17 protein-coding genes are annotated in these 23,351 nt (G+C 69.5%); 8 read left to right on the forward strand and 9 right to left on the reverse strand.

Annotated elements, in window-relative coordinates; genetic code table 11:
• The first annotated feature begins 575 nt into the window (after positions 1-575).
• From RI578_RS00005 to RI578_RS00030, 6 genes are all read left to right on the forward strand, one after another.
• Complete coding sequence (locus RI578_RS00005) at positions 576-1,145, forward strand: hypothetical protein (protein ID WP_310869059.1); 570 nt, start codon at positions 576-578, stop codon at positions 1,143-1,145.
• Between the two features lie 1,139 nt (positions 1,146-2,284).
• Positions 2,285-3,454, forward strand: a complete 1,170-nt coding sequence (locus RI578_RS00010; protein ID WP_310869060.1) for a hypothetical protein — start codon at positions 2,285-2,287, stop codon at positions 3,452-3,454.
• Entirely contained in the window at positions 3,444-6,776 is a 3,333-nt protein-coding gene (locus RI578_RS00015) for a hypothetical protein (RefSeq protein WP_310869061.1), read from the forward strand. Before RI578_RS00010 ends, RI578_RS00015 begins: the two co-directional genes overlap by 11 nt.
• The gene (locus tag RI578_RS00020; RefSeq protein ID WP_310869062.1) at positions 6,766-9,609 is read left to right on the forward strand and encodes an RNaseH domain-containing protein; all 2,844 of its coding nucleotides are present in this window, start codon (positions 6,766-6,768) and stop codon (positions 9,607-9,609) included. Before RI578_RS00015 ends, RI578_RS00020 begins: the two co-directional genes overlap by 11 nt.
• Positions 9,606-10,289, forward strand: coding sequence for a hypothetical protein (locus tag RI578_RS00025; protein WP_310869063.1), 684 nt, complete (start codon positions 9,606-9,608; stop codon positions 10,287-10,289). The genes RI578_RS00020 and RI578_RS00025 overlap by 4 nt, the downstream gene beginning before the upstream one ends.
• Positions 10,289-11,359 carry a restriction endonuclease gene (locus RI578_RS00030; protein ID WP_310869064.1) on the forward strand — a complete coding sequence of 357 codons (1,071 nt, stop codon included), beginning with the start codon at positions 10,289-10,291 and terminating at the stop codon, positions 11,357-11,359. The genes RI578_RS00025 and RI578_RS00030 overlap by 1 nt, the downstream gene beginning before the upstream one ends.
• A 77-nt stretch (positions 11,360-11,436) precedes the next feature.
• Here the strand turns inward: RI578_RS00030 and RI578_RS00035 are convergent, their stop codons facing one another.
• The 6 genes from RI578_RS00035 to RI578_RS00060 form a co-directional block, all read right to left on the reverse strand.
• On the reverse strand, positions 11,437-12,534 hold the full coding sequence (locus RI578_RS00035) for a hypothetical protein (RefSeq protein ID WP_310869065.1): 1,098 nt from the start codon (positions 12,532-12,534) through the stop codon (positions 11,437-11,439).
• 121 nt (positions 12,535-12,655) lie between these two features.
• The gene (locus RI578_RS00040) at positions 12,656-13,924 is read right to left on the reverse strand and encodes a hypothetical protein (protein ID WP_310869066.1); all 1,269 of its coding nucleotides are present in this window, start codon (positions 13,922-13,924) and stop codon (positions 12,656-12,658) included.
• 130 nt (positions 13,925-14,054) lie between these two features.
• Entirely contained in the window at positions 14,055-14,909 is an 855-nt protein-coding gene (locus RI578_RS00045) for a hypothetical protein (protein WP_310869067.1), read from the reverse strand.
• Positions 14,887-15,798: an aldo/keto reductase gene (locus RI578_RS00050; RefSeq protein ID WP_310869068.1), complete on the reverse strand. Its 912-nt coding sequence runs from the start codon at positions 15,796-15,798 to the stop codon at positions 14,887-14,889. Before RI578_RS00050 ends, RI578_RS00045 begins: the two co-directional genes overlap by 23 nt.
• The gene (locus RI578_RS00055) at positions 15,795-17,000 is read right to left on the reverse strand and encodes a JmjC domain-containing protein (RefSeq protein WP_310869069.1); all 1,206 of its coding nucleotides are present in this window, start codon (positions 16,998-17,000) and stop codon (positions 15,795-15,797) included. Before RI578_RS00055 ends, RI578_RS00050 begins: the two co-directional genes overlap by 4 nt.
• A 15-nt stretch (positions 17,001-17,015) precedes the next feature.
• Positions 17,016-17,162, reverse strand: a complete 147-nt coding sequence (locus tag RI578_RS00060; RefSeq protein WP_310869070.1) for a hypothetical protein — start codon at positions 17,160-17,162, stop codon at positions 17,016-17,018.
• A gap of 207 nt (positions 17,163-17,369) precedes the next feature.
• On the opposite strand from RI578_RS00060, the gene RI578_RS00065 reads away from it, so the two are divergent.
• Entirely contained in the window at positions 17,370-18,791 is a 1,422-nt protein-coding gene (locus RI578_RS00065) for a Twin-arginine translocation pathway signal (RefSeq protein WP_310869071.1), read from the forward strand.
• Positions 18,792-18,922: 131 nt separating this feature from the next.
• Here the strand turns inward: RI578_RS00065 and RI578_RS00070 are convergent, their stop codons facing one another.
• Together RI578_RS00070 and RI578_RS00075 are read right to left on the reverse strand one after the other, a co-directional pair.
• Positions 18,923-19,624 carry a restriction endonuclease gene (locus tag RI578_RS00070; RefSeq protein WP_310869072.1) on the reverse strand — a complete coding sequence of 234 codons (702 nt, stop codon included), beginning with the start codon at positions 19,622-19,624 and terminating at the stop codon, positions 18,923-18,925.
• Positions 19,621-19,887 (reverse strand): hypothetical protein, encoded by a 267-nt coding sequence (locus tag RI578_RS00075; protein ID WP_310869073.1) that lies wholly within the window; start codon positions 19,885-19,887, stop codon positions 19,621-19,623. The genes RI578_RS00070 and RI578_RS00075 overlap by 4 nt, the downstream gene beginning before the upstream one ends.
• A gap of 423 nt (positions 19,888-20,310) precedes the next feature.
• Between RI578_RS00075 and RI578_RS00080 the strand changes: the two genes are divergently transcribed.
• On the forward strand, positions 20,311-20,583 hold the full coding sequence (locus RI578_RS00080; protein ID WP_310869074.1) for a hypothetical protein: 273 nt from the start codon (positions 20,311-20,313) through the stop codon (positions 20,581-20,583).
• A 433-nt stretch (positions 20,584-21,016) separates the two neighbouring features.
• Here the strand turns inward: RI578_RS00080 and RI578_RS00090 are convergent, their stop codons facing one another.
• On the reverse strand, positions 21,017-23,269 hold the full coding sequence (locus tag RI578_RS00090; RefSeq protein ID WP_310869075.1) for a Helicase associated domain protein: 2,253 nt from the start codon (positions 23,267-23,269) through the stop codon (positions 21,017-21,019).
• Between the last annotated feature and the right edge of the window lie 82 nt (positions 23,270-23,351).

Raw genomic sequence — 23,351 nt, forward strand, 5'->3', positions numbered from 1 at the left:
GTTGGCCTGACGGCCAACTACGGGCCTGACGGCCCGTCAAGGACTGTCGTCGTGCCTGACGGCACGACTGTGTGTCAGGTGATTGTGTTGGCCCTGGCGGGCCAACTTGGTTGGTTTCTGTGGTAGTTAGCAGGCCTGACGGCCTGCGCGGCAAAAGGATGCGTCCTGCCTGGCGGCAGGACAGGAACCGAGTTGAGGGCCTTTCCCCCTCACTGGGGGAAGAGCCGGCGCCTGGCGGCGCCGGTGATGTCAAAACTGGGTGGTTGCACAGATATTTGGGTTGCCCTCTCCCCCGACTACGTGCCTGACGGCACGACTGTGTGTCAGGTGATTGTTGTGTTGGCCCTGGCGGGCCAACTTGGTTGGTTTCTGTGGTAGTTAGCAGGCCTGACGGCCTGCGCGGCAAAAAGATGCGTCCTGCCTGGCGGCAGGACAGGAATCAAGTTGAGGGCCTTCCCACCGTTCGAACTGAGCGATCGTCGGGGTGGTTTCTGCTGGCTGGCGCGGGGATTTGTTGTGTCTGTGTGGTGAGGTGCTGGGAGGCTGGGGTGGTGAGTGGTGAGGGCACGACGCTGATGACGGTCAAGGTGGCTTTGGGTACGCGGGTTGAGCTCCGGGAGGTGGTTGAGAGGCACCGCGAGCTTCGGCGGGCGCTGGCGGGCAGTGCCCGGTGGGATGTGAGGGGCTTGAGTCGGAGCGAGGCCGCGGTGGTACGGGCCGGTTGGCGCAGGGAGGTGGCGCGCTTGCGGGATGCGGGTGAGGTGCTGGACACAGTGGATGCGCTTGCCGTTTTTGGGGTGCGTCGGGAGGTGGAGGTTCGAGGGTGGTGCAGGGTGTGGCCGGAGGCTGGCGAGGAGTTTGCTGGGATGGGGCGGTGGCCGGGGGCCCGGGATGGGGGCTATCCGGAGGCTGTGTCGTTTCGTCTTCCGGCTGGGTTGGCGTGGCAGGTGCGGGCAGGGTGCTGGTCGGTGTCCGCTGAGGCGGTTGCTGCGCTTCGGGACTGGCGTGATCGGTATCCGGGGATTGTCCGGCGGCGGCCGGAGCCTGGTGGTGAGGTGGCGTTGGCGGAGTATGAGCGACTGGCTGATCAAATCGTGACTGTGGGTGATGTGTTGCGGGCCGGTTTGAGGCGGGTGCTTGGGTGACCGGCGTGTCTTTTTTTAGTTTGTAAACTTCAAATGTGCTGCTCAGGGCGGCTTTTGGTAGTTGCTCCCATCTGGATTGCAGGCTAACTTCGCTTCCTGTGATTCTGTTACGGACTGTGCGGGTTGGAGGCTTGGGCATGGGTGTGCTGGCAGAGTATGAGGACTGGGCGCAGGTGCCCTGGTTTCTGATGTCGAAGAGTCAGCTGGCGTCGGGGGATCTTCCCCGGGTGCCTGGGGGGCCGGCTGATGCTCGCGTGCGCTCCTACCGTCAGGGGCGGCGGGGCTCGGTGGGGCTGTACCGCGTGGAGGCGAGTCGCCCCACGGCGTCGTCCGCTGGGCAGTTGGAGGCTTCTGCTCGGCGGCGCAGATTGATGGCGCATGTGTGTCAGCAGTGTGGTGCGTGCTGTGATCGCTCTCTTGCGGTGCGGGAGGGAGAGCGGTTGTGTCCGATGTGCTGGCGGATGCGGGAAGTGGCGGGTTTCCAGGCGCTGTTGCGGGAGCGGCGCGGGGAGCTGAGGCGTTGGGCGCGGGGGGTGCTGGGTGATCCTCTGCTTGCGGTGGTGTGGGTGGAGGCGGTGAGTGGGGGGCGGACGGCGTCGGGTCGGGTGCGGCCGGCGGCTGCTGCTGTTGTGAGCGCTGTGGACGGGAACGGGCGCAGGCTGGTGGAGGTGGTGGTGCGGTTCGCTGGGGTGGGTGGCCCTGGCGTTCCTGCGGGTGCGTGTTCGCCGGCTGAGGGTGCCGCCGTGTTGGAGCGGGCTCTGGGTCGGCGGCGGGTTTTGGCGTGGACGGAGGCTCAGGTGACGGTGCTGACAGGCCGGTTGGAGAGGCTGGGGCATCCGCTGCGGGTGGAGGTGATCAGCAGTCGGCCGGGGGCTGGGTGGGACGGGTGGCAGACGTCGGTGCGGGACCGTGTGGCGCAGTGGCGTGGGCAGCTGGATCCTGCGACCGGGATGTTGCTGCCAGCGTGGGAGCCCGGGCGGGCGGACCGTCTTCGTCTGCTGCTGGCGCGGATGGCTGAGTGGGATGGCGGTGACGGGTGAGGCGGTTGGGGGCTGGCCTGGTAAGGCTGTTGCTGGTCACATGAGGTTACTGGCCGGTTCGTCAGATGACTGTCAGTGGTGGCCTCTACCGTTTGGGGCGTGAGTCAGACACAACAGACGGGGCCGGTGTTCTCCGGGCGTGCCAGTGCGGTCCGTGCGAGTGAGGTGGTCTTGAGCCTGGTGGCATCCGGGCTGGTTGGCATGCGGGGTTGGGCGGGGGTGCGTCAGCTTCAGCAGCCGTACCACAGGAGTCTGCAGCTCGGGTTGGACCGGCTGGCTGCCTTGTGTGTTCGGGCGGGCAGGGCCGCCCCGGTCGGCGTGCAGGATCTGGTAGGGGTGTGGTGCGCCGAGCAGTCGGTGGATGCCTGGCCGCTGGAGTTCGACCCCGACGCACAGGTGCGGGGTGAGCGGCTTCTGATCGGCGGCGAGCCGAGCGAGTTCTGTCTGGAGTGGGCAGTTGCCGCCAAGGACGTGGTGTCCGAGGTGCACGAGAGCGCCCTGGTGAAGCACATCAAGGACACCGCTGCCCTGCTGGGGCGGCCGGAGCTGTATGCGCGGTGGCGGCTGTTCGTCACCTCGCACGCGGTGCTGGGGCCGGATGCGTTTTTGGCGGCGAAGAATGCGGTGCTGGATGTGCCGCAGTGGGCGACCTGGATGGAAGAGTCGTACGGGCCGGTACCGGTGGAGCTGGCGGTGAGCGGGCGCGTGGCGGTATGCGGAGGGTGCGAGCAGTGGATCGTTCCGCGGGCGGACGGCTTGGTGCGGTGCCGGGTATGGCGGTGCGGGCAGCGGCACGATCTTCCCGGGCCGGTCTGGGTGGAGGCGGAGGGGGCCCGGCGGCTGGAGCCGGAGCTTGTGCGGTTCGTGGCCCTGCCGGGACATCCGGAGCTGGATCTGGCACAGCGGCTGGCCGCACGAGGAGCGCGGGTGGTGCTGTACCCGAAGCTGGACTCGCTGGACCTGGTGGCGTTGTGGCCGGACGGCTACAGCGTCGGGGTGGATGTGAAGGATTGGCACAGTCCTTATCTGCTGGCCAGACGCATCAAGACGTTCCCCCGCTGGGGGGCGGGTGATCCGTACGCCTACCGCAAGGGGTATCTGGTCGTTCCACACGATCGGCTGCGCAGCAACCGCAGTTACCTGAAGATTCTTGAGCGGCACAGTGCGGCGCTGCGGGCGCAGCCGGAGATCGAGGTGGTCTCCGACCGGGCGCTGGTCGCCTCGTGCCCGGACGTGGGCCCTGTGGGGGAGGTTGTCTGTGGCGCGTGACCGGAGCGGCTGGTACGAGGGGCTGGGGCATCAGCTGCGTCGGACGGCCAAGAGCCGCGGCCTGGGGCGTGTGGATGTGCGGCTGGTGGCGTCGGTGGAACTGGGGCTGTCCGCGCTTGAGGCGTGGGCTGCGGGTGCGGCCGCGGCGGATGCCTGGGCGTTGATGGGCGGTTACGACTTCCGTACGCGCCGACAGCGTGCGGTGGCTATGACGTCGTCACTGCGGTGGCTGGTGGGCGAGCTGAAGAGCAAGCATGCGTGGAACAAGAGGCTGGAGGCGTACCAGGCGCTGCCGGAGATGTTGCGCCTGTTCGACGTGAAGGACCCGCAGCAGCCCCCGGAGCGGCGGGTGTCGGTGTCGGTGGCCTCCCAGCGCAGCCAGGTGTACGCACAGGCGCTGGCCGTGCTGCCGCAGCATCGTCTGCGGCGAGTGCGCCTGGCACAGGAGGGTGTGCGATACCGCATGGCGCGGGGGGATGCCGGTGTGGTCATCCCGGAGGGGATGGTGCCGCAGCCGGCACAGCGCCATCGTGCTGGCAGGCGGCGCAAGCCGGTGACGTTGCGCTGGTCGGCACTGACCGCGACGGCCGATCGCATGGATGCGGTGGACGCGCAGCTGGGTGAGCAGCGCAACTGGCGCCGCCGGATCGATGACCTGTATCTGCTGGTGCGGCAGCAGGACGGCCGGATGCGCGCGTCGAAGAGACTGCCGCTTCAGGATGTGGTGCACGTGGTGGGCATGCCGGCCGTCGGCAAGACCACCCTGATCACCGTCGCGGCCGTGTGGGCAGGCGCCGAGCCGCAGCGGCGGCACACCCTGACGGTGGTCCTCGGGGATGTCGTGGCTGTTTTGGACATGGTCACCGCGCTGTGCCGGTACGGGGTGCGTGCGGCGCCGATCCTGGGAGCGGCCAACCGGGGCCGGCACCTGCAGCAGGTGCACCGTCCCGTGGACGTGCATGCGCGGGGTCTGGCGTTGCTGGAGGATCCGCGGCTGCGGTGGATCTCCACCTCGTGTGTGTTGCAGGGCGTGGCCGAGCTGACCGAGCCGCTGGCGCTGAAGGACGCGCCCTGCTCGCACCGGCTGCGGCCGTGGAGCAGCGAAGGGACGGACAGGCAGCAGCGGGAGCCCGCTGTGGGATGCTCGCTGCTGCCGGTGTGCGGGCGGCACGAGGCGGCGCGGGAGCTGGTGGACGCCACCGTGTGGGTGGCCACGCCCGCCAGCCTGATGCATTGCCGGGTGCCCGAGCAGCTGTCGCAGCACGACATGCGGTATCTGGAGCTGGCCTGGCAGCGCAGCGATGCCTTCGTGGTGGACGAGGCCGACCGGGTGCAGATCCAGTGGGACCAGGCGTTCAGTCCCTCGCAGTCGCTGGCCGGCCCGGGTGAGGATGCCTGGCTGGATGAGGTGCGGCCGTTGTTCGAGCGGCACATGCGGCATACCCGCGGTCAGCACCTGTTCAGCGAGCCGGTGCGGGACTGGTCCGTCGACATCAGCACGGCCGGTCTGCTGGTGACCCATCTGCGCAGTCTGCTGGCGGAGCACGCCCATGTGCGCGAGTGGCTGAGCCAGGGCTACTTCAACGAGTTGCGGCTGGCGATGCGGCTGGCGAGCGAGATTGCCCGCCGACCGCGTCCCTTGGCGGAGGGTGAGGCGAAGCGGCGCGGGCAGCCGGCCATGTGGGACTCGGACGAGGAGTGCCGCAAGCGCTGGATGAACGTCTTCGTGGAGTGGCTGGATGCTCCCGCCGGACGCTACCTGGGGGCGGATGCCTCCTGCGCGTTCCTGCGTGATCTGACGGCGCGCGGGTATCAGCCACCGGGCCTGGTCACGCAGGACTTGGTGGAGTGGTTGCGCGGGCAGGACGACGTGGTGCTGAGCGGGGACCAGGCGCTGGAGCGGCTGGCGGTGCGGTTCCAGGTCACCATGATCGTCGCGTTGCTCGCCGAGAAGCTCGCTCTGCTGACCCGTGCCTGCTGGGAAGTGGAGATGGAGACCGGGCTGGAGGCGATGGGCTCCAGCCTCGTGCACCGCCCGCCGGCGGAGTACCTGCCGCTGGTGCCGGAATCGCCCATGGGCAACCTGCTGGGCTTCCAGTACCGCGAGAGTGAGGGCGCGGCGGAGCAGATCGGCACCCTGTCGTTCTTCCGCTGCTCGGGCATCGGCCGCTGGCTGCTGCTCAACCTGCCGCACCTATACCGGGAAACACACAGCGGGGCGGGCGGTGACGCAGATGCGGGGCCGGCGTGCCTACTGCTGTCGGCGACCAGCTGGGCTGGGAACTCGCCACGCTACGACGTGCAGGTGCCCGTCGCGGGCATCCTGGCCTCCCGCACCGGTGACAAGGTGCCCCTGCATGAGCGGATCGTGCTGGACTATCTGCCGGTCAAGGCGCAGGCCTCCAGCGGAGCCGCGTACATGGTGCGAGTGTCGGGCCAGCAGGGCCCGGAGCGGATGGAGGCGCTCAGGGAACTGCTGGCCGGGCTGTGCGGCAGACGGCTCGGGCTGCGCGGGCCGCGCAAGAGCCGGCTGGAGGAGATCCGCGACAGCCTGCCCGAGGGGCGCCAGCGTGTCCTGTTGCTGGTGGGCAGCTACCGGGAGGCCGAGGAAGTGCTGCGGCATCTGATCAGGATGCGGCCCGAATGGGCCGATCAGATCCTGCAGATGGTGCCCGACGACGACTCCGGCAGCCATCACTGGAGCGGGCAGACCATCGCCCGCGGCAACGTACACGCGATGGCCAAGCAGCAGGACGCCTGGATCCTCATCGCGCCTCAGCTGGCCATCGAGCGCGGGCACAACATCCTCAACGACGACCACGTCGCCGCGCTGGGAGCCGCGTTCTATCTGGTCCGTCCCCACTTGCATCCCGAAGACCTCAGCTATCACGTGCAGACGATGAACCGGTGGGCTGTGCAGGAGATCCGCGGCGGCGTGCCGTCGGCCGGCCCCGAGACGGCGCTGGGCGAGCGGGCGGGGATGTTCCGCGAGCTGGCCCGCCGCACCTGGCTCGACCTGCTGGAGGCGTCCTTGCGGTATGCGCTGACCGATGTCGGCTCGGCACAGCGGCGTGCCATGGACTGGACGAACATCGCTCCGCTGAACCAGATCATCGGCCGGATGCTGCGCGGCGGCGCCACGGCGCGTGTGTACTTCTGCGATGCCGCCTTCGACCCCACCCGCGACGACAGCACGCTGGTAGGCATGCTCGACGCCCTCGATGAAGCCCTCGACGGGCCGTACGGGCAAGTCGCCGGACCGCTGTACCGGCCCCTTCGTCAATCCCTGCACACCCTGGTGAGGCAACACCGTGCGCTATGATTTCTTACAGCCCCTCTCCTTTCGTCTGAAGTCCTTCGCCGGCCATGCGCTGGCGCAGTACTGGACGTGTGAGTTCCCGGCGGCCTGGGCGCGGCCGCTGCGTGAGCAGATCTTCAAGCCCACCACGGCCGAGGGTGAGGCGGAGGAGGAAGTGCGGGCCATTCCGCTGTGGGCTGTCAACAGTGCGATCGCCGCACTGATGCCGCAGGTCCTCACCCATGATGCCCGCGCGCGGCGAGGCGAGATGTGGCTGGCCTGGTCGGCGGCCGCGGGCGGGAAAACTCCGGACCGCACCCAGTTGGTGGAGTTCGTCAAGGGCGGCCTGATGGCCGCCGCGATGCACCGCAACCAGCTGGCCGAGCGGCGCTCGCGCCGGCAGGTCATCGACATCACCGCGCTGGCCCGCATCCTGGACGACTTCCGCGGCGAGGACCTCCATTTCACCCGCAAGACCCTGAACGTCGGGCTGGGTGATGAGCCGGAGAGTTCCGACTACACGCTGGTGCCGCACGCGCTGGCCGCGCACCTGTGCACGAGTGGTTGGAAGGTCGTCCACGGCAAGGCCGGCGCACCGGATGCCGGCATGGCTGCGGACGAGGTAGGCGGTGACCTCCAGGCGGCTGAACAGGAGGACGAGGAGGCTGAGTCCGAGGCAGTGGCCGAGGCGGTGCACACGTCGTCGTGGCGGCGGACGGCTGCCCGTGACGGGGCGGAGCTGGTGTCCTGGCCGCCGCATGTGTACGAGAGTTCGAACGGTGTGCGTTACCCGTGGTCCTACACGTTGCGGCTGTCGGTGCAAACCAGGGGCTTGGAGACGGCGGCGCAGCCGCGGCTGCACGTGCGGGTCGGGATGCGCCGGTGGGCCCGGTACAACGTCTTCGATCCGAAGCGGAACATCGGCGTGCATCTTTTGTCCCCCTCCCCCTGGTCGGATACCAGCAGCCCGTTCGGGCTCGCTTCCATGGCCTGGCATCCCGGCCCGGCCGGAAAGAAGCAGGGCTTCATGGGGTGGGCCGACGACTTGGTGCCCACACTGTCGCGTCTGGGTTCCTTCCCGTTTCTGCCCGTTCCCGCTGAGGTGGCCCGTGACCCGCTGGCCTTCCTCGAGCCAGGGCCTGACGGTGAGGGCCGCCCCAGGCCTCCCGTCGCGGGTGTCCCCTACCGGCCCGGGCTGGGAAAAAACACCGGGCACGCGGTCGGCGACGGTATCTCCGCCAAGGACAAGTGGCGCATCTTCAGCCAGCTGGTGCCCGCCCTGGCAGACTTCGCGGAGGTGGACGCTCCGTGTGAACGCGTCCCGATCCCGTCCCGCACGCGGCCCGCTGCCGCGGATCTGCTGCGCATCGACCGGAGCGCGCTGGCCGGGGCTGCAGGGTCGCGGATCGAGATCGTGCTGTGGTGCGACACCACCACCATGCGCGACGAGGCACTGAACGCGGTGGTGTTCGCGCTGGATCTGCCGGTGGACGTGGCCGGCCAGCCCGAACGGGTGCAGGCCTGGCGGCAGCGGTTCACCACCGCAGAACTCGAGGTGCTGCTGCGCGTTGAGCCGGTGGGCGAGATCGCCGACGACCTGGAGCTGGATGCGGACATCAAGCGCCGCAACGACCGTCTCAAGGCTGCCGGTGTCAGCCGCCAGCAGCAGGTCAGCCGCGGCCTCGGGCATCCCGAGGCTGGAACGACGGCCCGCTTCGTCCTGGTGGAGATGCGCGGCGCCGACGGTTTCGCATCCGTGGACCACGACCCGAAGATGGTGGTCCGGGCCGGGGCGGCGCTGTGTGAGGCCGTTACCCAGAACCTGCTGCCGCCCTCCGCGAGCGAGGAGACGGAGGACGGCCCCGACGACGACGCAGAGCAGAAGGAGAAGGAGTCGGCGAGCAGCCGGAGGGAGCGCACCCGCAGGGCGGTCAGTGACTTGCTGATCCGGCAGACAGGCTTGGTCAGGCCGCCGGCCCAGCAAGGCACCAAGGCCCACGAGTTGACCGACGTGGCCTGCCTGGGCCTGTGGGTGGTGCGCCGCACCGGCGACTTCAAGGCCGTCATGCCGCTGGCTGTGGCCACCGTTCCCGATCGGCCCCACGCCCTGGTACGTCTACCCTACTCCGGCTGGCTTCCCTATCACCGGGCGGCCATCCAGCTGGCCGGCTGGCACCGGCCGCGTACCTTCGACAAGCCGGAGGTGCAGGACTTCTTCGCCGACTGTGTGGCCGAGTCCTGTGACGGCGGCGATCTCGCCTTGTTCACCCTGGCCCAGAACATCCGCTCGCTGTGCCCGGCGCTGACCAATCCGCACCTGGCCGCCGACCGGCTCGCCTTCCATCCCGACCGGCCGCTGGCGGCAGACGACTGCAAGGGGCTGCGGCACATCCGGCTGCGGACCAACGTCCGTGACGAGACCGCCCAGCACTTCGCGTTCGGCAAGGGCGGGCCGGACGTGCAGGCGGGTGTGGGCGCAGGGCTGTGGGCAAGCAAGGACAACGACCGGTTGTTCTTCGCCACCGCCGACAAGCCCTCCACCGCCGGGCCGGGCAGTCCGAGCGGCTCCCGGCTCGAGCCGCACTGGGGCAAGGTCAGCAAGGACAAGGAAGGCTGGAAGCGCGACACCTTGAAGGACGTGTGGAATCCGCAGCTGCTGGAACTGCTCGTGGCGGTCAAGCAAAGCGACGACTCGCCCGCGGCGTGGGCGGCGCTGGCGCACCAGAGGCGCTTCGCGGCCGCGCACTTCGCCGACCCTTTGATGCTGCCCATCGAACTGCACCTGGCCCACAAGCTCGGCAGCGTGCTGCTGCCCTCCCACCAGCTCGAGCCGATCCAGCAGTCGGAATCCTCGTGACGCCGCCGCCTGCACCCCCTGCACCCCCCGGCGGGCTGTCGGGCGGTGCAGGCGGCCTTGCCAAGGGCCTGAATACGCGTCAGCAGATCTATCTCGAGGTGCTGTACGCGATCGACCGGGACAACGAGGAGGCCCAGAGGCGGCGTTGGCACGCCACCCGGGAGAGGCAGCCGGCCGAGCAGTGGCGGTGGATCACCTACGGCGTCGATCACCCGGCTGCCGAAGCCACGCCGGTCCAGCAGCAGCTGGGCCAGCGTGAAGTGCTCGATGCGGGCGCCGGTGCCACGCTGGCCGCTCTGCAGCGCAGGGGGCTGATCGAGCTCAGGCGGGTGGCGCAGGACTCACCCGGCGGCCCGGTCTGGCATACCCAGGTCCGCCTCACCCGCAACGGGCGGGCCGCCGGGCGGGCCCTGAGAGAGCCGTCCGACGAGCCGGCTCCCGACCGGTCGCTGCTGCCCGAGTGGCTGCAGGCGGCACTCGAAGCCGTCGCCTCCGCCCCCGAGCAGACCATCGCGAAGATCGACATCGGGCGGGTGGCGGCCCGCCGGCTCGGCCCGCACGGGCACGGCTACCTCGAGGACGCCAGTGCCTGGCAGTACCGTCTCACCCCGGCCGGGCTGGCGTACCTGGCCATGGCGCGGCAACGCTCCTGTGATCCCTCTTCCCCGGAGGAGAGCTGATGGGGGCCTTTCGCGCCGATCGGCGCATCGTGGCTGAGCGGCTGACCGAGATGGTTGGCTACCGGGCGGGACTGGCCATCGCAGAGACCGACATCCTGGACTGTCTGCAACGCCACGGCTATGCGCACTTGTATCCACCGGGCGAGGCTGGCGTGCGGATGCGCAGCGAGGCCTTTGAGATCATGAATCGCTGCGTTGCGGACTCGTTCGTCCAGCCTGGTGCGCTGCAGGCCATGCGGCCCATCCAGTACCTCCTGCGGGATCGGCTGCATGATAAAAAGTTGGTCTGGCAGGCTCTCGGTTTCATCGATGCGGTGCTCGAGTCGGTCCCGCCGCACCAGTTGGAGTCGCTGGATGTTCTGCAAGAACGCGGTGCTCAGCTCCTGGTGACGTCGATGGAGGTTCACTCGCCGGCTACGCGCGCGCTGCTACGGGACACAGCCCGTAGCCTGCATGGGGACGTGCTGGCTGATGCGGTCGACCTGGTGTTCCGCGAGGAGGACTTCAAGAATGCCTCCGACCCGTGGCGACAATGGGTTCGTACTGTCGAATGGAACGATGTCCTGGATCTGGCTGACTTGTTCACTTCCGACTCGGTGACCGCGTCCTACGGGCAGTTTTTCGATCAGCGGTTCGTGACCTATCTGGCCAGCCGGTATGAGGATCTGGCGGCTATTCACTGGCGGAAGTTCGAAGCGCTGGTGGCGGAGTACTTCCACAGGGCAGGTTTCGAGGTCGAACTCGGTCCGGGTCGCAACGACAACGGGGTGGACATCAGGGTCTGGGAGTCAGGCACCGCGGGCGGGGGGCAGAACCCACCGCTGATGATCGTGCAGTGCAAGCGGGAACGGCGCAAGATCAGCAAGGTGGTGGTCAAGGCCCTGGCCGCCGATGTCGCCTGGGAGCATGCCCGTACGGGCATGCTCGTGGCCACCGTCGACTGGTCGCCCGGCGCCCGGGAGGTGGTACGGACGCGCAACTACCCCGTCCAGGAGGTGAACGGCGAGGCGGTGCACTCTTGGTTGACCGCCATGCGCAGCAACGACACCGGGCTGTGGCTGCCTGGGTGACGGGGTCGGCGGGCTGATTGCGGCTGTGCGGCACGGCCTGGACCCGGCAGGGCTGAGCTTGGCCGGGATGCATCTCCCTATTCGTCGGCGGCGTCGAGGCGCAGCTCGTGCGGCGTGCTGCTCGTCTCACCGGTACCGAGGGCGGAGGTTGCCGTCCGGTTGTAGGGCAGGTCCAGCACGGGGAGCACGTAAGAGGCCAGCGCGGGCGCGGCGCGCTCAACGCATGTCACGGCGATGGCAAGAGCCTGACGATGCTCCAGAGAGAACAGGTGATCGAATGCAGGGGCTCGCCAGGCGTCTGCGCCGAGCAGAGCATCGAAGACCGCAAGGTCGATGGTCTGAGGCAGGTGGCGGGCGATGGGACTTCTGCGTCGCAGACGTTCGGACAGGTCCATGAACGTCACCAGCCAGGCAGGGGTCTGGGAGATCGCTGACCGCACCGAGGGAACAGGACGTTCGATCGCAGCAGCTCCGGACGTCCGATACGCCCGGTGAAGCGCAGCCAGCTCCTGACGCAGAAGCGTGTCTGCCATCTCCGCCACGCGCAGAAGCTGGCGGTCGTGGGGATCTCCTGTGCCCAGGCCCTGCTCGATCTCCTGCCTGGTGCCCTCGGACCCGACGGTATCGATCCGGCCCCCGGCGCGCAGGGCTGCCGCGAGGAGGGCCTGGAGGGCGTGGCCGGCCAGAAGCGGGGCAAGAGGGGCGGGTAGAACGGTGCCGCTCCTCAAGAGCTCATCGAGTGTGATCAGGGCCCCGAGTGTGCGGTGGGGAGCGGCCAGGAGAGCGTCGTGGCGGAGGAAGGCGACGAGACCGGACGGGAGGTCGCCGATCTTCTTCAGCTGCCGGTCCGCCTCGGCGCTCTGTTCCTTGAAAGGCGTGTCGCCGATGACACCGAAGTGCTCGGGCAGGTGCTGCAGTACCTGCTCGCGTCGGGTCAGCTCGGCCGTGCCGATGAGGTCGACCTCAATGCGGCGGGCGACATCCCGGCCCGCTTCGGTGACGGTCTCCCGCACGAGTGTGGCGCGGTCCGCGGCGAGGAGCTCCTGGAGTCCTCGCAGCCACAGCAGGCGGTCCTGCTCGCCGCTTTGTCCTCGGGTGGACTTGCACTCGCTGATGCCGATGTGGGGGCGCAGGCGGGCATCGAAGTCGATGGAGAGAACGTCGACGTCGGTCACGGTGCGGGTGCGTCCGGCAACCAGGTGGGCGACGGGGTGGCGTACGCGCACGAGAGAGCCCTCGGCGAACTCGGCGCGGGCGAACCGGCGTTCCAAGAGGTCACCTTTCAAAGCCCCGGCCTTACCGGTCATAGCGGCGTCGTCCCATTTCCTGTCGGAGCGCGGCGAGGATGTCCTGTGATGCGCTGGGGCTGGGGATGGCTTCCTTGGAGGGCTGGACGAGGCGGCGAGCCCTCTCGATCTCGGGCTGGAGGTAGCTGCGCTGGCCGCGCAGTCCGCCTGATGCCGTACCGCTGGAGCCGGTGTTCTCCAGGTAGGTGACGGCCTGTTCGGCGACGTCCGCCTGGAGCAGGACGAACTTGTAGTAGCTGTAGGCGGGCTCGACCCGGACGATGCCTGCGGTCTCAAGCATGGAGTAGTCGGTACTGATGTTGGACGCGTCACCGGCCTCGCCCTCTCGGATCAGTTTCCTCAGGAAGGCGGTGGGGGCGAAGAGCTGGTTGCTCGCATAGCGGTTGGCGAACATCATGGAGCCGATGAGCTGGCGGACGTTGCCGGAGGGGTCTGCCCCGGTGGGTGCGTCGAAGGCGGAGCGTCCCATGTGGGGTGAGAACAGAAAGGACCGTTCCTGGCCCAAGGCGGTGGTCACCAACGAGCGCAGCAGCAGCCCCTGGGAGACGGCAAAGTCGATCCACTTCCTGTCTGCCGAGGTCACCTCGTCCTCCGGGAGCCCGGCGGTCGCGGACACCTCCTCCAGCAGGCCGCTGAGAGCCGCACGTACGGCACCGTTCTCCGCCTGGATGGCTGCGTGGGAGTGGTCCTTGTCGACTGCCCATACATTCGGGTTGAAGAGCACCTCGTCCCCGTCGGCGCTGCGCTGGAGTGCGCACAGATGCAGGGACTGCAGGTCCTCGATGGCGCGGCGGGCGAGGTCCTCGGGGCCCAGCGGGGCGCACGTCTCCAGGGCAGTGTCGAGAGTGATGGGCATAAGCGTTGTCTGCCGCAGGACCTCCATGGCCATCCGCTCCAGCGGCTCGGGCATGGCGATCCCCAGGATGGCGTCGGCCTGGACAAACAGCTCCGGCAGCGGTGGGATGCGTTCAGACACAGCCTGGACAACACGGTCGGAGTCGCGTTCGAGGTCGATGAGGCCAAGGGTCTCAAGTGCCGGCAGGAGCTCTCTTTGCGTCTCCCGCTTGGGGATGCCAGCGTCCAGCCCGAGCGCAGCAATCCGGTCCGGGGAGCTCACTCCGCTGCCGCGGACCCGGATAGCCAACTCGATGATCTTCCCCGCGAACTCGAGCTGCCCCAGGTCCGCTTTCGGCTGGCTGGCCCCGTAGGCGCTCAGGTGACGCGAAAGGCCCAGCACGATCTCAGCCGTCGTCAGCACCCAGTCTCCGCTTTGTCGTCTTCCGTCATATGCCGTGACAGGTTGTCAGGGAACAGTCTAAAGCCACGCCATGGAGGCGAAGCATTCACAAGCACCGGAGCCTGCTGCGCCGCACGACCTGCCCGGAAGGCTAACTCCGCACGCGACCACTGCCCGCCGCAGGAGCCGCACACCCCTCAACCAGTGCCCGCAGCTTGGGCGTCAGGTCAGGGTGGTCGCCACGGGATGCGGACTGCAGCAGTTCGGCGCAGACCACCAGGAGAGCCGCGCGGCCAGCGGTGCTGGTCAGGGGCGAGACCCACTCGTGGTGAATGCGTGTGGCCGTGCCGGGGGCGAGTTGGGCGTAGGCGTAAAACATAGCCATGTCGTAACCGCGGGGCGCCAGGCCCCAGCCCTCCCAATCGAGCAGGGTGGCGCCGTGGGTGAGGTTGGCGGCATGGAAGTCGCCGTGCGCGCATTCCCAGTGCTGGATATGAGGTGCCGGTTGGCCGGTGTACTCGGGGACGGCGCGGGAGATCCATTCCTGTCGTACGGCCGTGCGGTCGGTGAGGACCGTGGCGATGGTCGACAAAGTCTTGCGGATCGTAGTGAACCACGCGTCGGTCAGGTCGAGTTCGTGGCGCAGGACTGGGTCTCGGGACAGTACGGGTTCGTCGACGTATGCGGTCAGCTCGGCGCGGTAGGCGTATCCGTCGTCGGTGTGGTCGTGCAGTGCGTGGAGTGCGGGTTTACGGACGGCGGGGAAGGCGGCGTGGGCTCGCTCAGTGCCCTCCCAGAGCTTCCCTCCTGCCTTCTGTTCGGGCATGGACAGCAGGCGCAGCCAGCATGCGCCATGCTCGGGATGGTCGGCGCGGCGGCTGAGGGTGCGGCCGTGCCAGCCCCAGACCTGCGGACCGTGGACAGCGGCGCCGAGCGCGTTGGCCGCGTGTGCGAACGCGGCCGGCATGCGCTTGGCGTCGTCGTCAGAGGGGGGCGGCGAGTACATCGAGGACCATCCTGAGCGTGGAGGGAGGGATGACGGGTGCGCCGGCCACGGCGAGCGCGTCATCCCAGTGTGCCGTCCGGCCGGTGGCCAGGAGCACCTTTCCGACGCCCGGGCATGAGGCGGCGGCCGCCAGGCACGCGGCGGCCACGCTGGCGCCCTCTTTGAGGAGGGCAGCGATCTCGGAGGTGGCCAGGGTGAGGAGTTCCCCGCCGTGCAGCGGGGCGGAGGCGTGGACCTCCCATCCGCGGTCAGCCGCCTGGGTGATCGGCCCGTGGCCGCCCAGGGCCTCACCCAGGTGGGTGTCCATGACCAGGCTGACGGGCAGCTGAAGGACACGCAGGTGGTGTTCAGGGGTTCCGGCCGCCTCGCGGGCCAGTCGGTCCAGCAGCGGCACGGTGAACGCGTCCTGGGCGAAGCCGCTCCACGTGGCCACGCCGTAGGCGGCCACCTCTTGGGCGTACGCGGCTTCTTCGAGGACGGCGAACGCCGCACGCAGCTCCCCGGCCAGGTCGTGACGGTCGCCCTGGTAGCGCTCGGGGTTGTGCAGGAACACCGCATCCAGCCGGTCGCGGCCCAGCTCGGTGCGGCTGCGGGCGGTCTGCCAGCGGACGAAGCCGGGAGCCATGCTGTGCCGGACCTTCGCTGTGGGGATGACGCCGGCGGTGCAGGCGGCGTGCGCGGCCGCCTCGGTGAGGAATCCGGCCTTCGTTGCGATGTGCAGCTGGGGGTGGTCGGCGAGGACGGGGGCCAGCAGCCGGTGGGCCCGGCCCTGGCAGTAGTTGGGGGCGGTGTCGATCCAGCCGGACGGGCAGCTGGCCGCTCGCCGGGCGGCGGTGGCCAGCTCGTCACCGGGAATCCGGTAGGTGCCCAGCGCCAGGGAGGCAGTCACGAATCTCCCCCGGCATGGACGGTCGCCATCTGCGCCGCGACCAGCTCGGTGACGAGGGCGGCCGCATCGGACACGGGCACGCCTGCCACCTCGGCGAGGTCGCCGAGCTGGTGCCACCCGGCCTGAAGGAGCCGGTGAAACAGGGGCGCGGCCGCGGCCGCGGCGTCGACCTCCTGACCGGCGCCCTGGATGCGCACCAGGTCCTCGCCGTCCACGGTGACCGCGGTGGCCCGGGCCCGGCCGGTCGTCAGCCGCACCCGCAGACCCGCATCGGCGGGAACGGTGGCCAGGTGGGGCAGGGACGGCCGCAGGCGGCCTACGTCCGCTGCGTCCTGGGCCGCGGCGTACCGGTCGAGCAGGTGCGGGTCCTCAAGTGCGGTGGCGACCTCCTTGCCGAGCAGGGCAAGGAACTGGGCCTGTGCCGCTTGCCCGGCGTGCAGGGGAAGGTCAACGCGGAAGGTTTCGGAAGCGAGGAGTTCGTCGGCGAGCCAGTCCAGCAGTCGGCTGCCGGTGTGCGGCGGGGTGATGCCGCACGTCAAGTGCAGGGAGTGCGTGTCCTGGTCTGCGGTGACGGCGTGCCACCAGCCGCGCGGCAGATACAGCGCGTCGCCCGGCCGCATGACCAGTTCGGCGACCGGATCGTCGGGCGGTGGCTCGGGGTCGGCGACATCCCGGTGCAGCGGCATGTGGCGGGTGGGCCCGAACAGGCGCCACCGCTTGGCGCCCTCTACTTGCACCACAAGGACGTCGTGGTCGTCCCAGTGGGTGCCGAACCCTTCCGTGGCCGTCCAGGAGGCGTAGAGGTTGACCTGTACGGGCGCCCGCAGCCAGCCTTCCAGTTCGGCGGCGAGGTCGCCGATCGGTTCGTGCAGGTGGTCAATCTGGTCGATGACGAGGGAGGCGCCCTCGGCGAGCCGCTGGTGCAGCTCGGCCGGGTGTACGCGCTGCCACACCGTGGAGCGGCGGGTGGTGACGGCCGTCGTGTACCGGTGCGGGGGAAGCATGTCGCCGTCGCGGGCGAGGCGCAGGCGGGGTGGCTGGAGCCGGTGCTGGGCCACGATGTCGTTGACGACATCGAAGGAGAACAGGGCGCCGAGTTCGGCCCTCGATAGGGCGCCGGGAACGTGTCGGTAGTCGCGGTGCAGCGTCTGGCCCAGGAAGTCGTCCTGGCCCAGACGCTCCGCGATGCGCAGTCGCGTCATCGCCGGCTCGGCCCGTCAGTCGTTGCCGTCGGACCGGCCGGTGCCGCCGCCGTCGGACGGGGTCGCTCCGCGGCCGCGGGCTGCGGCGATGGCCCGCCGGCCGCGGATCAGACCGGCGGACTCCCCCGCTGCGGCGGGGGTCGAGCTGGTGTTCGTCGGCATGGTGCTGCCCTCCTGGATGTCGGGGAAGCGGCTGGGAAAGTGGCCGCTCCACCACCTTTGCCGGTCGGCTGACGGCCCGTCATTGCTCAACTGCGAGCCGGGTATTGCCCGTTACGGACAATGTTCGCCATGTGCCCGGAGCGCAGCCGAGCGGATACCGTGAGCACGGCATGGCCCACTCGTCCGTGCCCGCCCCGGGGGGATCGCATGGCCACCGTCACCCGCGCCCGCCGAGCCGCCATCCAGCGTGCCGCGCAGCGCATCAGGATGCGCTGCCAGCGCGAGCATCACACTGTCGAGCGGACCGTCACCGAGATCCGCACCGCGCTGGTGGAGGTCACCGCTTTGGAAGCCTGGCGTCTGGCGCTGGGCTGGTCACGCGCGGACGCTATCGAGCAGGTCGCCGCGCTCTACGTCGACGCAGGGCTTCGGCCACGCGGCCTGACGGACGCGATGCTGTGCCGCTGGGAGCACGACGCGGGCCGGTGGCCGGACGACGAGTACACCGTGATGCTGTGCCGTGCCTACGGCGCCCGTCCTGAGCAACTTGGGCTGGACCGCTACGGGTGGGCATCCGGGCCGGGCATGTTCCGGTACGGTCGAGTTCACACCGCCGCCGACGACGGGCACGGCCCGCACGAACAGGAGCCGATGCGGATGACCACGGACGCGGGACTGCCAGCGGTACGCGAGAGCCTGCACCTGGCTCTCCTGGCCAGCCCCGAAGGCAGTCCGCTTGTCGTCGATCTGGCCGAAGCGGCCGTCGAGCACTACGCGCTGAACTACAGCAAGCATCCCCCGCACGTGCTGTTCGAGCAGGTCCGCGACGTCCGCAAGCTCCTGACACCCGCGCTGAAATCCGGTCCGGCCACCGAGGACGTGCGGCGGCAAGTGGGATGGCTATCCGCCCTCCTGGGCAACCTCGCCTACCACCTGGACGACGTCAGCGGCGCCCGCGTCCACCTCGACACCGCCGCAGCGCACGGGGCGCGGACGGGCGACCGCAGGCTTGAGGCATGGGCGTGGGGCGCACAGAGCATGGTCACCCGTACTTCTGGGCGCGTGGAGGCAGCCGTCGAGCACGCCGAACGCGGAGCCGCCGCTGCTGCACCCGGGCGCGTCCGGGCGCAGCTGCATGCGTGGGCGCTGCTGCCCGCCTTCGCAGCCGCCGGCCGCGGTGACGACGCCGACCACGCCCTCGCCACGGCAATGAACGAACTCGACACCGCTGACGAGCCCGAGGCGCCGGGCCGGTTCGGCTTCGACGCTGCCGAACTCGCCCTGCACCAGGCAGAGGCCTACCTGGCGCTCGGCCGGCCCAACGACGCCCGCGCCTGTGCGGAATCCTCGCTCGCCGCATGCCCGAGCGGCACCCCCGGCTGGGCCGCAGCTTCCCTCGTCCTGGCCCAGGCCGAGACTTCCGGCACTGCCCGGGACGCGGCCCAGCGGGCGCACGACGTCCTCGACCGCGTCCCCGCCGCCCGGCTCCGCTCCACCGCCCGCGCCCGGCTCTCCCGCCTGACCGGCATGCTCACCAGCCATACCGGCGCAGACGCGAGCGCCCTGGCCGAACGGCTACGGACGCTTCCCCCACCTATCGACGCCCACGGGCAGGCTCTCACCAGCTGACGTGGACCAAAGCGTGCACACAACACCGCGACCGGGCCCGTAACTGCGTTTTGGGTTACGCCAGTTGGGCAGAGTTGCTGTTCTCGCGGATTCTGGCTGCGGGGATGGCCGACGGCAGGGACAGATGAGGTTCAGGAGAGCTGTGCGGGTTTACGGGGTGGGGGAAGCACGGGCAGCAGCTCCCACAACGGCCGCGAACCGGCAGCCCAGGAACCGAGCAGCTGGCGGTCGACGAGGTGCAGCCGCTGCTGCCGGGCAAAGACGCGGCCGGGTTGGGTGATCCTGCCGTTCGTCACCATCACCACGACATCCGCCTTGTGGACCGGGCGTCCCGTTCCGTTGAGGACCTGCAGCTCCGGGGTGCCCACAGCGGCGCCTCGCTCACCGTGTCGGCGATGCTTGCACTGGATCACCCAGCGCCGGCCCTGCGGGTCGGTCGCCTTCACATCTGCTCCCAGATCGCCCTGCCCGCCGACCTGGACGGCGTCGGTGCAGCCGTCCCGGTTCATCAGGTCGCGGATGGCGTATTCGAACTGGCGGTGGCCCAGCGCGTCCAGCTGGGCCAGCCCGTAGCGCAGGGCCCGCGCTCTGGCACGCGCCCACTGCACGCGCTGGGTCCGCTCCTGCCACCACCCGATGCCGCCCAGAACGGCGACGACGGCGACGATGAGCAGCAGCCACCAGTGCGCGAGCAGCCAGTTGACGACCATCACCACCAGGCCGGCCGCTGCGATCGCGACCACGGCCAGGACGGTGACGGGTAGGTCCTGCTGGCTGCGTCGGCGGCCGGGCCGCGGGGTCGCCTGTCGCCTGGCCGGTGGACGCCGGGTCATCGCCCACCTCCCAGGGCAGAGAGGTCGATCGGGTACGACACGCTGGGTGTAGGCGCCGCCTTCCGCGGCTCAGGGGTGTCGAACTTGATCGGGTACGACACCGTCGGACGTGGAACAGCTGCCCGTGAGGCGTCGGCGGTGACGTCGTCGAAGCGGACCGGGTAGATCGCCGACGGCGTGGGCGATCCGCTGTCTGTTCCGTTCGCGGTCGAGGTGTTGCCGAGTCCCAGTACGGCCAGGCCGAAGACAGCGAAGATGGTCATCTCCCGGCGGGCGCCCGGCGCCCATCGGGAGTGTCCGCGTACCGGCGTTCCGTCAGAGCGCACGTACGGCCGGACAAATGGCATGTGGTTCCCCCAAGGTGGTCGTGGTTTTTCCCGCAGCACCCCCATGCTGGCGGCGGCCACTGACAGTCGATCAACGGGACGCCCTCAACAGCACTGATTCTGAGGTGAGTTCAGGACAGACGAGGCGTGCTCCTCCCCGGCGGCCCGCACCTGCAGCTGCCGGGCCGTGTACGCACATCCGGTCGGCGGGCGCACCGGCAGTTGACCTCCGTACAAGGCGCTCACGAGGGCATTCAGGCCGGGCGCGGGCTCCGCGAGGCGAACAGGAATGTCTCGTGCAGGGTGGCCGACCTCACGGGCAGACAGTGACGGTTCGAGCCATTTCCGTAAGAAGCTGTGATGGCGGGGAAAATGGGGGCGCGGCACGAGCCGCTCCAGACGAGCGCCCGCGCGTATCTGTGCGGGATCGGCGACATGGCCTATCTCGATGAGGCTCCGTTCGCGGCCCAGGCCATCACCGTGACACCGTTCCGGCCACCGACAGCCCCTATCTGGTCCTCCGGCTGCCGCCTCAGTGCCCTGTGGGTCCTCTCGGCACTCAGCCCGCAGACCGTGGCCGCCCGCCTCCGAGCGCTCGCTGCCGACCACACCGTCCTGCAGTCCGCCGCCTGACCGCGGACGTCTCCCCTCCTCGAAAAGAGGAGACGTACCACTGAACGTCCTCAGTCGCGGACGACTCTGTCATGCACCACCCCGTACGGATATCTGTGCTCAGCCGCTTGTTCGACTCTCCCCGGGCCAGCAGGAAGCGAGATGACGTTGTCCGGGGTGCCAGGGGCCGAAGGCGGCAGTGGGCCCTGCTCATGAATGAGGACGGCGCTGGCGAGCGCCAGGTTGGTCACCATGGCGGAGCTCGTCGAGCTCCGCCTCCTTGTTGGCCAGGCCTTTCCTGAGCCTGGTGACGGTCTCCCGTAGCCGCTATTCAGTCTCCGGGACCTGCTGGGTCTCGACGCGGACATGCTCGTAGAACTCATTCTTCAGGTCCGCATGCTGCTTGAGGAGAGCCATGCGATGGACGCCGCCCCGGCCACGAGAGCGACGACGGTTACACACCCAGCTCTGCCAAGGCAGCCTGCCGCTGCGGGCTGAGGCTGGAGCGGCGGCGGCGCAGGTTGCTCAGCCACTGTCCCAGGCGTACGTGGTCGCCTTCGATCTCTTCGATGTGCCGCTGGGGAACGTTGAGATGGCCCTCCCGCTCACGGAAAGCTCGTGCGGCAGCCAGTCCGCGCTGGAACGCGCGCTCACGTGCCGACAACTGGCTGTCCTCACTGTAAGGAACGGGCGCATCCGGCAGGTCGAGTCCCAGGCCCTTGAGGAGGCGGCACTGCTCGGGGTGCAGGACGTCGGCCCGAGCCTGCTGGGCCGTGAGCCACTCTTGTACCGATGAGGCGGTCGTTTCCCTTTCCGCTTGCTGGCGGGCGGCGTGATAGGCGCGTTGCCAGGTGATCGGCCAGGGCGGGTTCCACCACTGGTCCAGGGAGGTGAGGGCGGCGGTGCGTTCGTCGCTGAGGTGGTCGGCGCGGGTGCGTTGCGTGGCCAGCCAGCGGCCGAGGGGGAAGTCGTCGTGGACATGGTCGATTGGAACCGCGAGGTGGCCGTGGTGGGCAGCGTATGCGGTGGCGTGGGCAAGGCCCCGGTCGAAGGCCTGTTGGCGGGGGTCCCAGATGATGCCGAGGCGTTCGAGTGCCTGGGTGCGAGCCGCATCGAGGCTGCCGGCGGTGTGGAGGTGGCGTTGCCAGGTGAGCCAGCGGCCCAGGGCGTACCCCGTGGAGTCTTCGTAGTTCTGGGGGACGTCGAGGTGGTGGTGGGTGCGGTGGTAGCGACGTGCCGCGGTGAGGCCGCGGCGCCATTCGGCGCTCTTGGGGGCCAGAACCCGTAGGGAGAGGGCGAGGGCGACTTCCTCGGCCTGGGTGGGGCGGTCGAAGTGCAGCCAGGCGTCGGGGTCGTGCGGGGGCATGGTGGGCCGGTGGGTGCGGGGGTCGGCCAGGCGCGCTTCGAGGCGGTCGTCGTGGGCGCGCAGGGCCTGGATGGTATGCCACAGCGGGGTGTAGGCGTCGGCGCCGAGGAGGTCGTCGGGGTCTTCGCCGGGGGTGAGGTAGACGGGGACCACGAGGGTGGCCTTCTTGCGGGCGCCGGGTTGCTGGCGCAGGGCGCGGCCAACGGCCTGGACGGTGTCGACGGGGCTGTTTTTGGGCTCGGCGAAGACGACGGCGTCGATGGCGGGCACGTCGATGCCCTCCCCCAGGACACGGGCGTTGGACAGCACGGAGGGGGCGTGGGGGCCAGTGTGGGCGGCGAACTCGAGCAGGAGGCGGCGGCGGACTTGAGGGGAATGGCTGCCGCTGACCCAGTCCGCCCATAGTCCTTGCGGACGCAGGTCGGCGGAGAGAGTGGCGGCTGTGTCGGCCAGTGTGGTGGCGAAGGCGCGGGCGTCGGCGACGCGGTGGTGGAAGGTCAGGATGCGGCGCAGCTGGTGGTCGTGGATGGCGCGCAGAGCGGCGACCTGGCGGCCTGCCAGGCGTAGTCCGTCGACGCCAGCGCCGGGTCCGGTGGCCAGCCAGTCGCGGAGGTCTTCGTCGGTGACCACGGGGACGAGGATTTGGTAGTCGGCGAGCAGACCGAGGTCGATGGCGTCGGAGAGGGTCAGCCGGTAGGCGACGGGGCCGAAGAGGGTCTCGTCGTCCATAGACGCCACTGCGTCAGTGTCGTCGTCTGGGTTTTCTGCGGGGTCCCAGATGCGGGGGGTGGCGGTCAGGTAGAGGCGGCGGGCGGCGGGGATCTGGTCGTCGTGGTGGACGGCGGCCCAGGCCTTGCCGAGGCGGCCGGCGGTGCGGTGGGCTTCGTCGACGACTACTAGGTCCCAGGGGGGCAGGTGGTGGTCGCGGTGGGCGGCGATCACGGCGGGCAAGGAAGCGTAGGTGGCGTATGCGGTGATCGGCCCCGGGCGGGGTGCGGCGATGAGGGTGGTGAGTTCGGCGGGGTCCGTGGTGAGGGGGATGTCGGCGCCGAGCGGCTCGTGGTCGAGGGCCTGGCGGGCCGAGCACACCGCCACGGTGGTGCCCTTGCGGCCGGCCATGTGCCAGGAGCGGATTGTCTGCGACAGCAGGTCCAGCGTCGGCAGCAGCACCAGAGCACGGCCGCGCCGGGCGATGCGGGCGGTCGTGCGGGCGGCGATGAGGGTCTTGCCGGTGCCGCATGCAGCGATCACGCTCGCGCGGGGGTGCTCGCCGAGGATGCGGGTGGTCGCGGAGACGGCTTCCCTTTGGTGGGGGCGTAGTTCGATGGGTGCTGTGGCCATGTGGGACGCCGCTCCGGGAGATGAAACTGGTGAGGCGGTCATTGGGGGCGTTGCAGGAAGATCTTTTCGACAGTGTGGGCGG

The sequence above is a fragment of the Streptomyces sp. BB1-1-1 genome (genome assembly GCF_031597775.1).
GTDB lineage: Bacteria > Actinomycetota > Actinomycetes > Streptomycetales > Streptomycetaceae > Streptomyces > Streptomyces thinghirensis.

Bases quoted from the DNA above. Each gene is read 5' to 3' on its own strand.
- RI578_RS00060 (WP_310869070.1), bottom strand. From the start codon at position 17,162: ATGCCGACGAACACCAGCTCGACCCCCGCCGCAGCGGGGGAGTCCGCC.
- RI578_RS00055 (WP_310869069.1), bottom strand. From the start codon at position 17,000: ATGACGCGACTGCGCATCGCGGAGCGTCTGGGCCAGGACGACTTCCTG.
- RI578_RS00075 (WP_310869073.1), bottom strand. From the start codon at position 19,887: ATGACCATCTTCGCTGTCTTCGGCCTGGCCGTACTGGGACTCGGCAAC.
- RI578_RS00080 (WP_310869074.1), top strand. From the start codon at position 20,311: ATGGCGGGGAAAATGGGGGCGCGGCACGAGCCGCTCCAGACGAGCGCC.
- RI578_RS00005 (WP_310869059.1), top strand. From the start codon at position 576: ATGACGGTCAAGGTGGCTTTGGGTACGCGGGTTGAGCTCCGGGAGGTG.
- RI578_RS00090 (WP_310869075.1), bottom strand. From the start codon at position 23,269: ATGGCCACAGCACCCATCGAACTACGCCCCCACCAAAGGGAAGCCGTC.
- RI578_RS00070 (WP_310869072.1), bottom strand. From the start codon at position 19,624: ATGACCCGGCGTCCACCGGCCAGGCGACAGGCGACCCCGCGGCCCGGC.
- RI578_RS00065 (WP_310869071.1), top strand. From the start codon at position 17,370: ATGGCCACCGTCACCCGCGCCCGCCGAGCCGCCATCCAGCGTGCCGCG.
- RI578_RS00030 (WP_310869064.1), top strand. From the start codon at position 10,289: ATGGGGGCCTTTCGCGCCGATCGGCGCATCGTGGCTGAGCGGCTGACC.
- RI578_RS00045 (WP_310869067.1), bottom strand. From the start codon at position 14,909: ATGTACTCGCCGCCCCCCTCTGACGACGACGCCAAGCGCATGCCGGCC.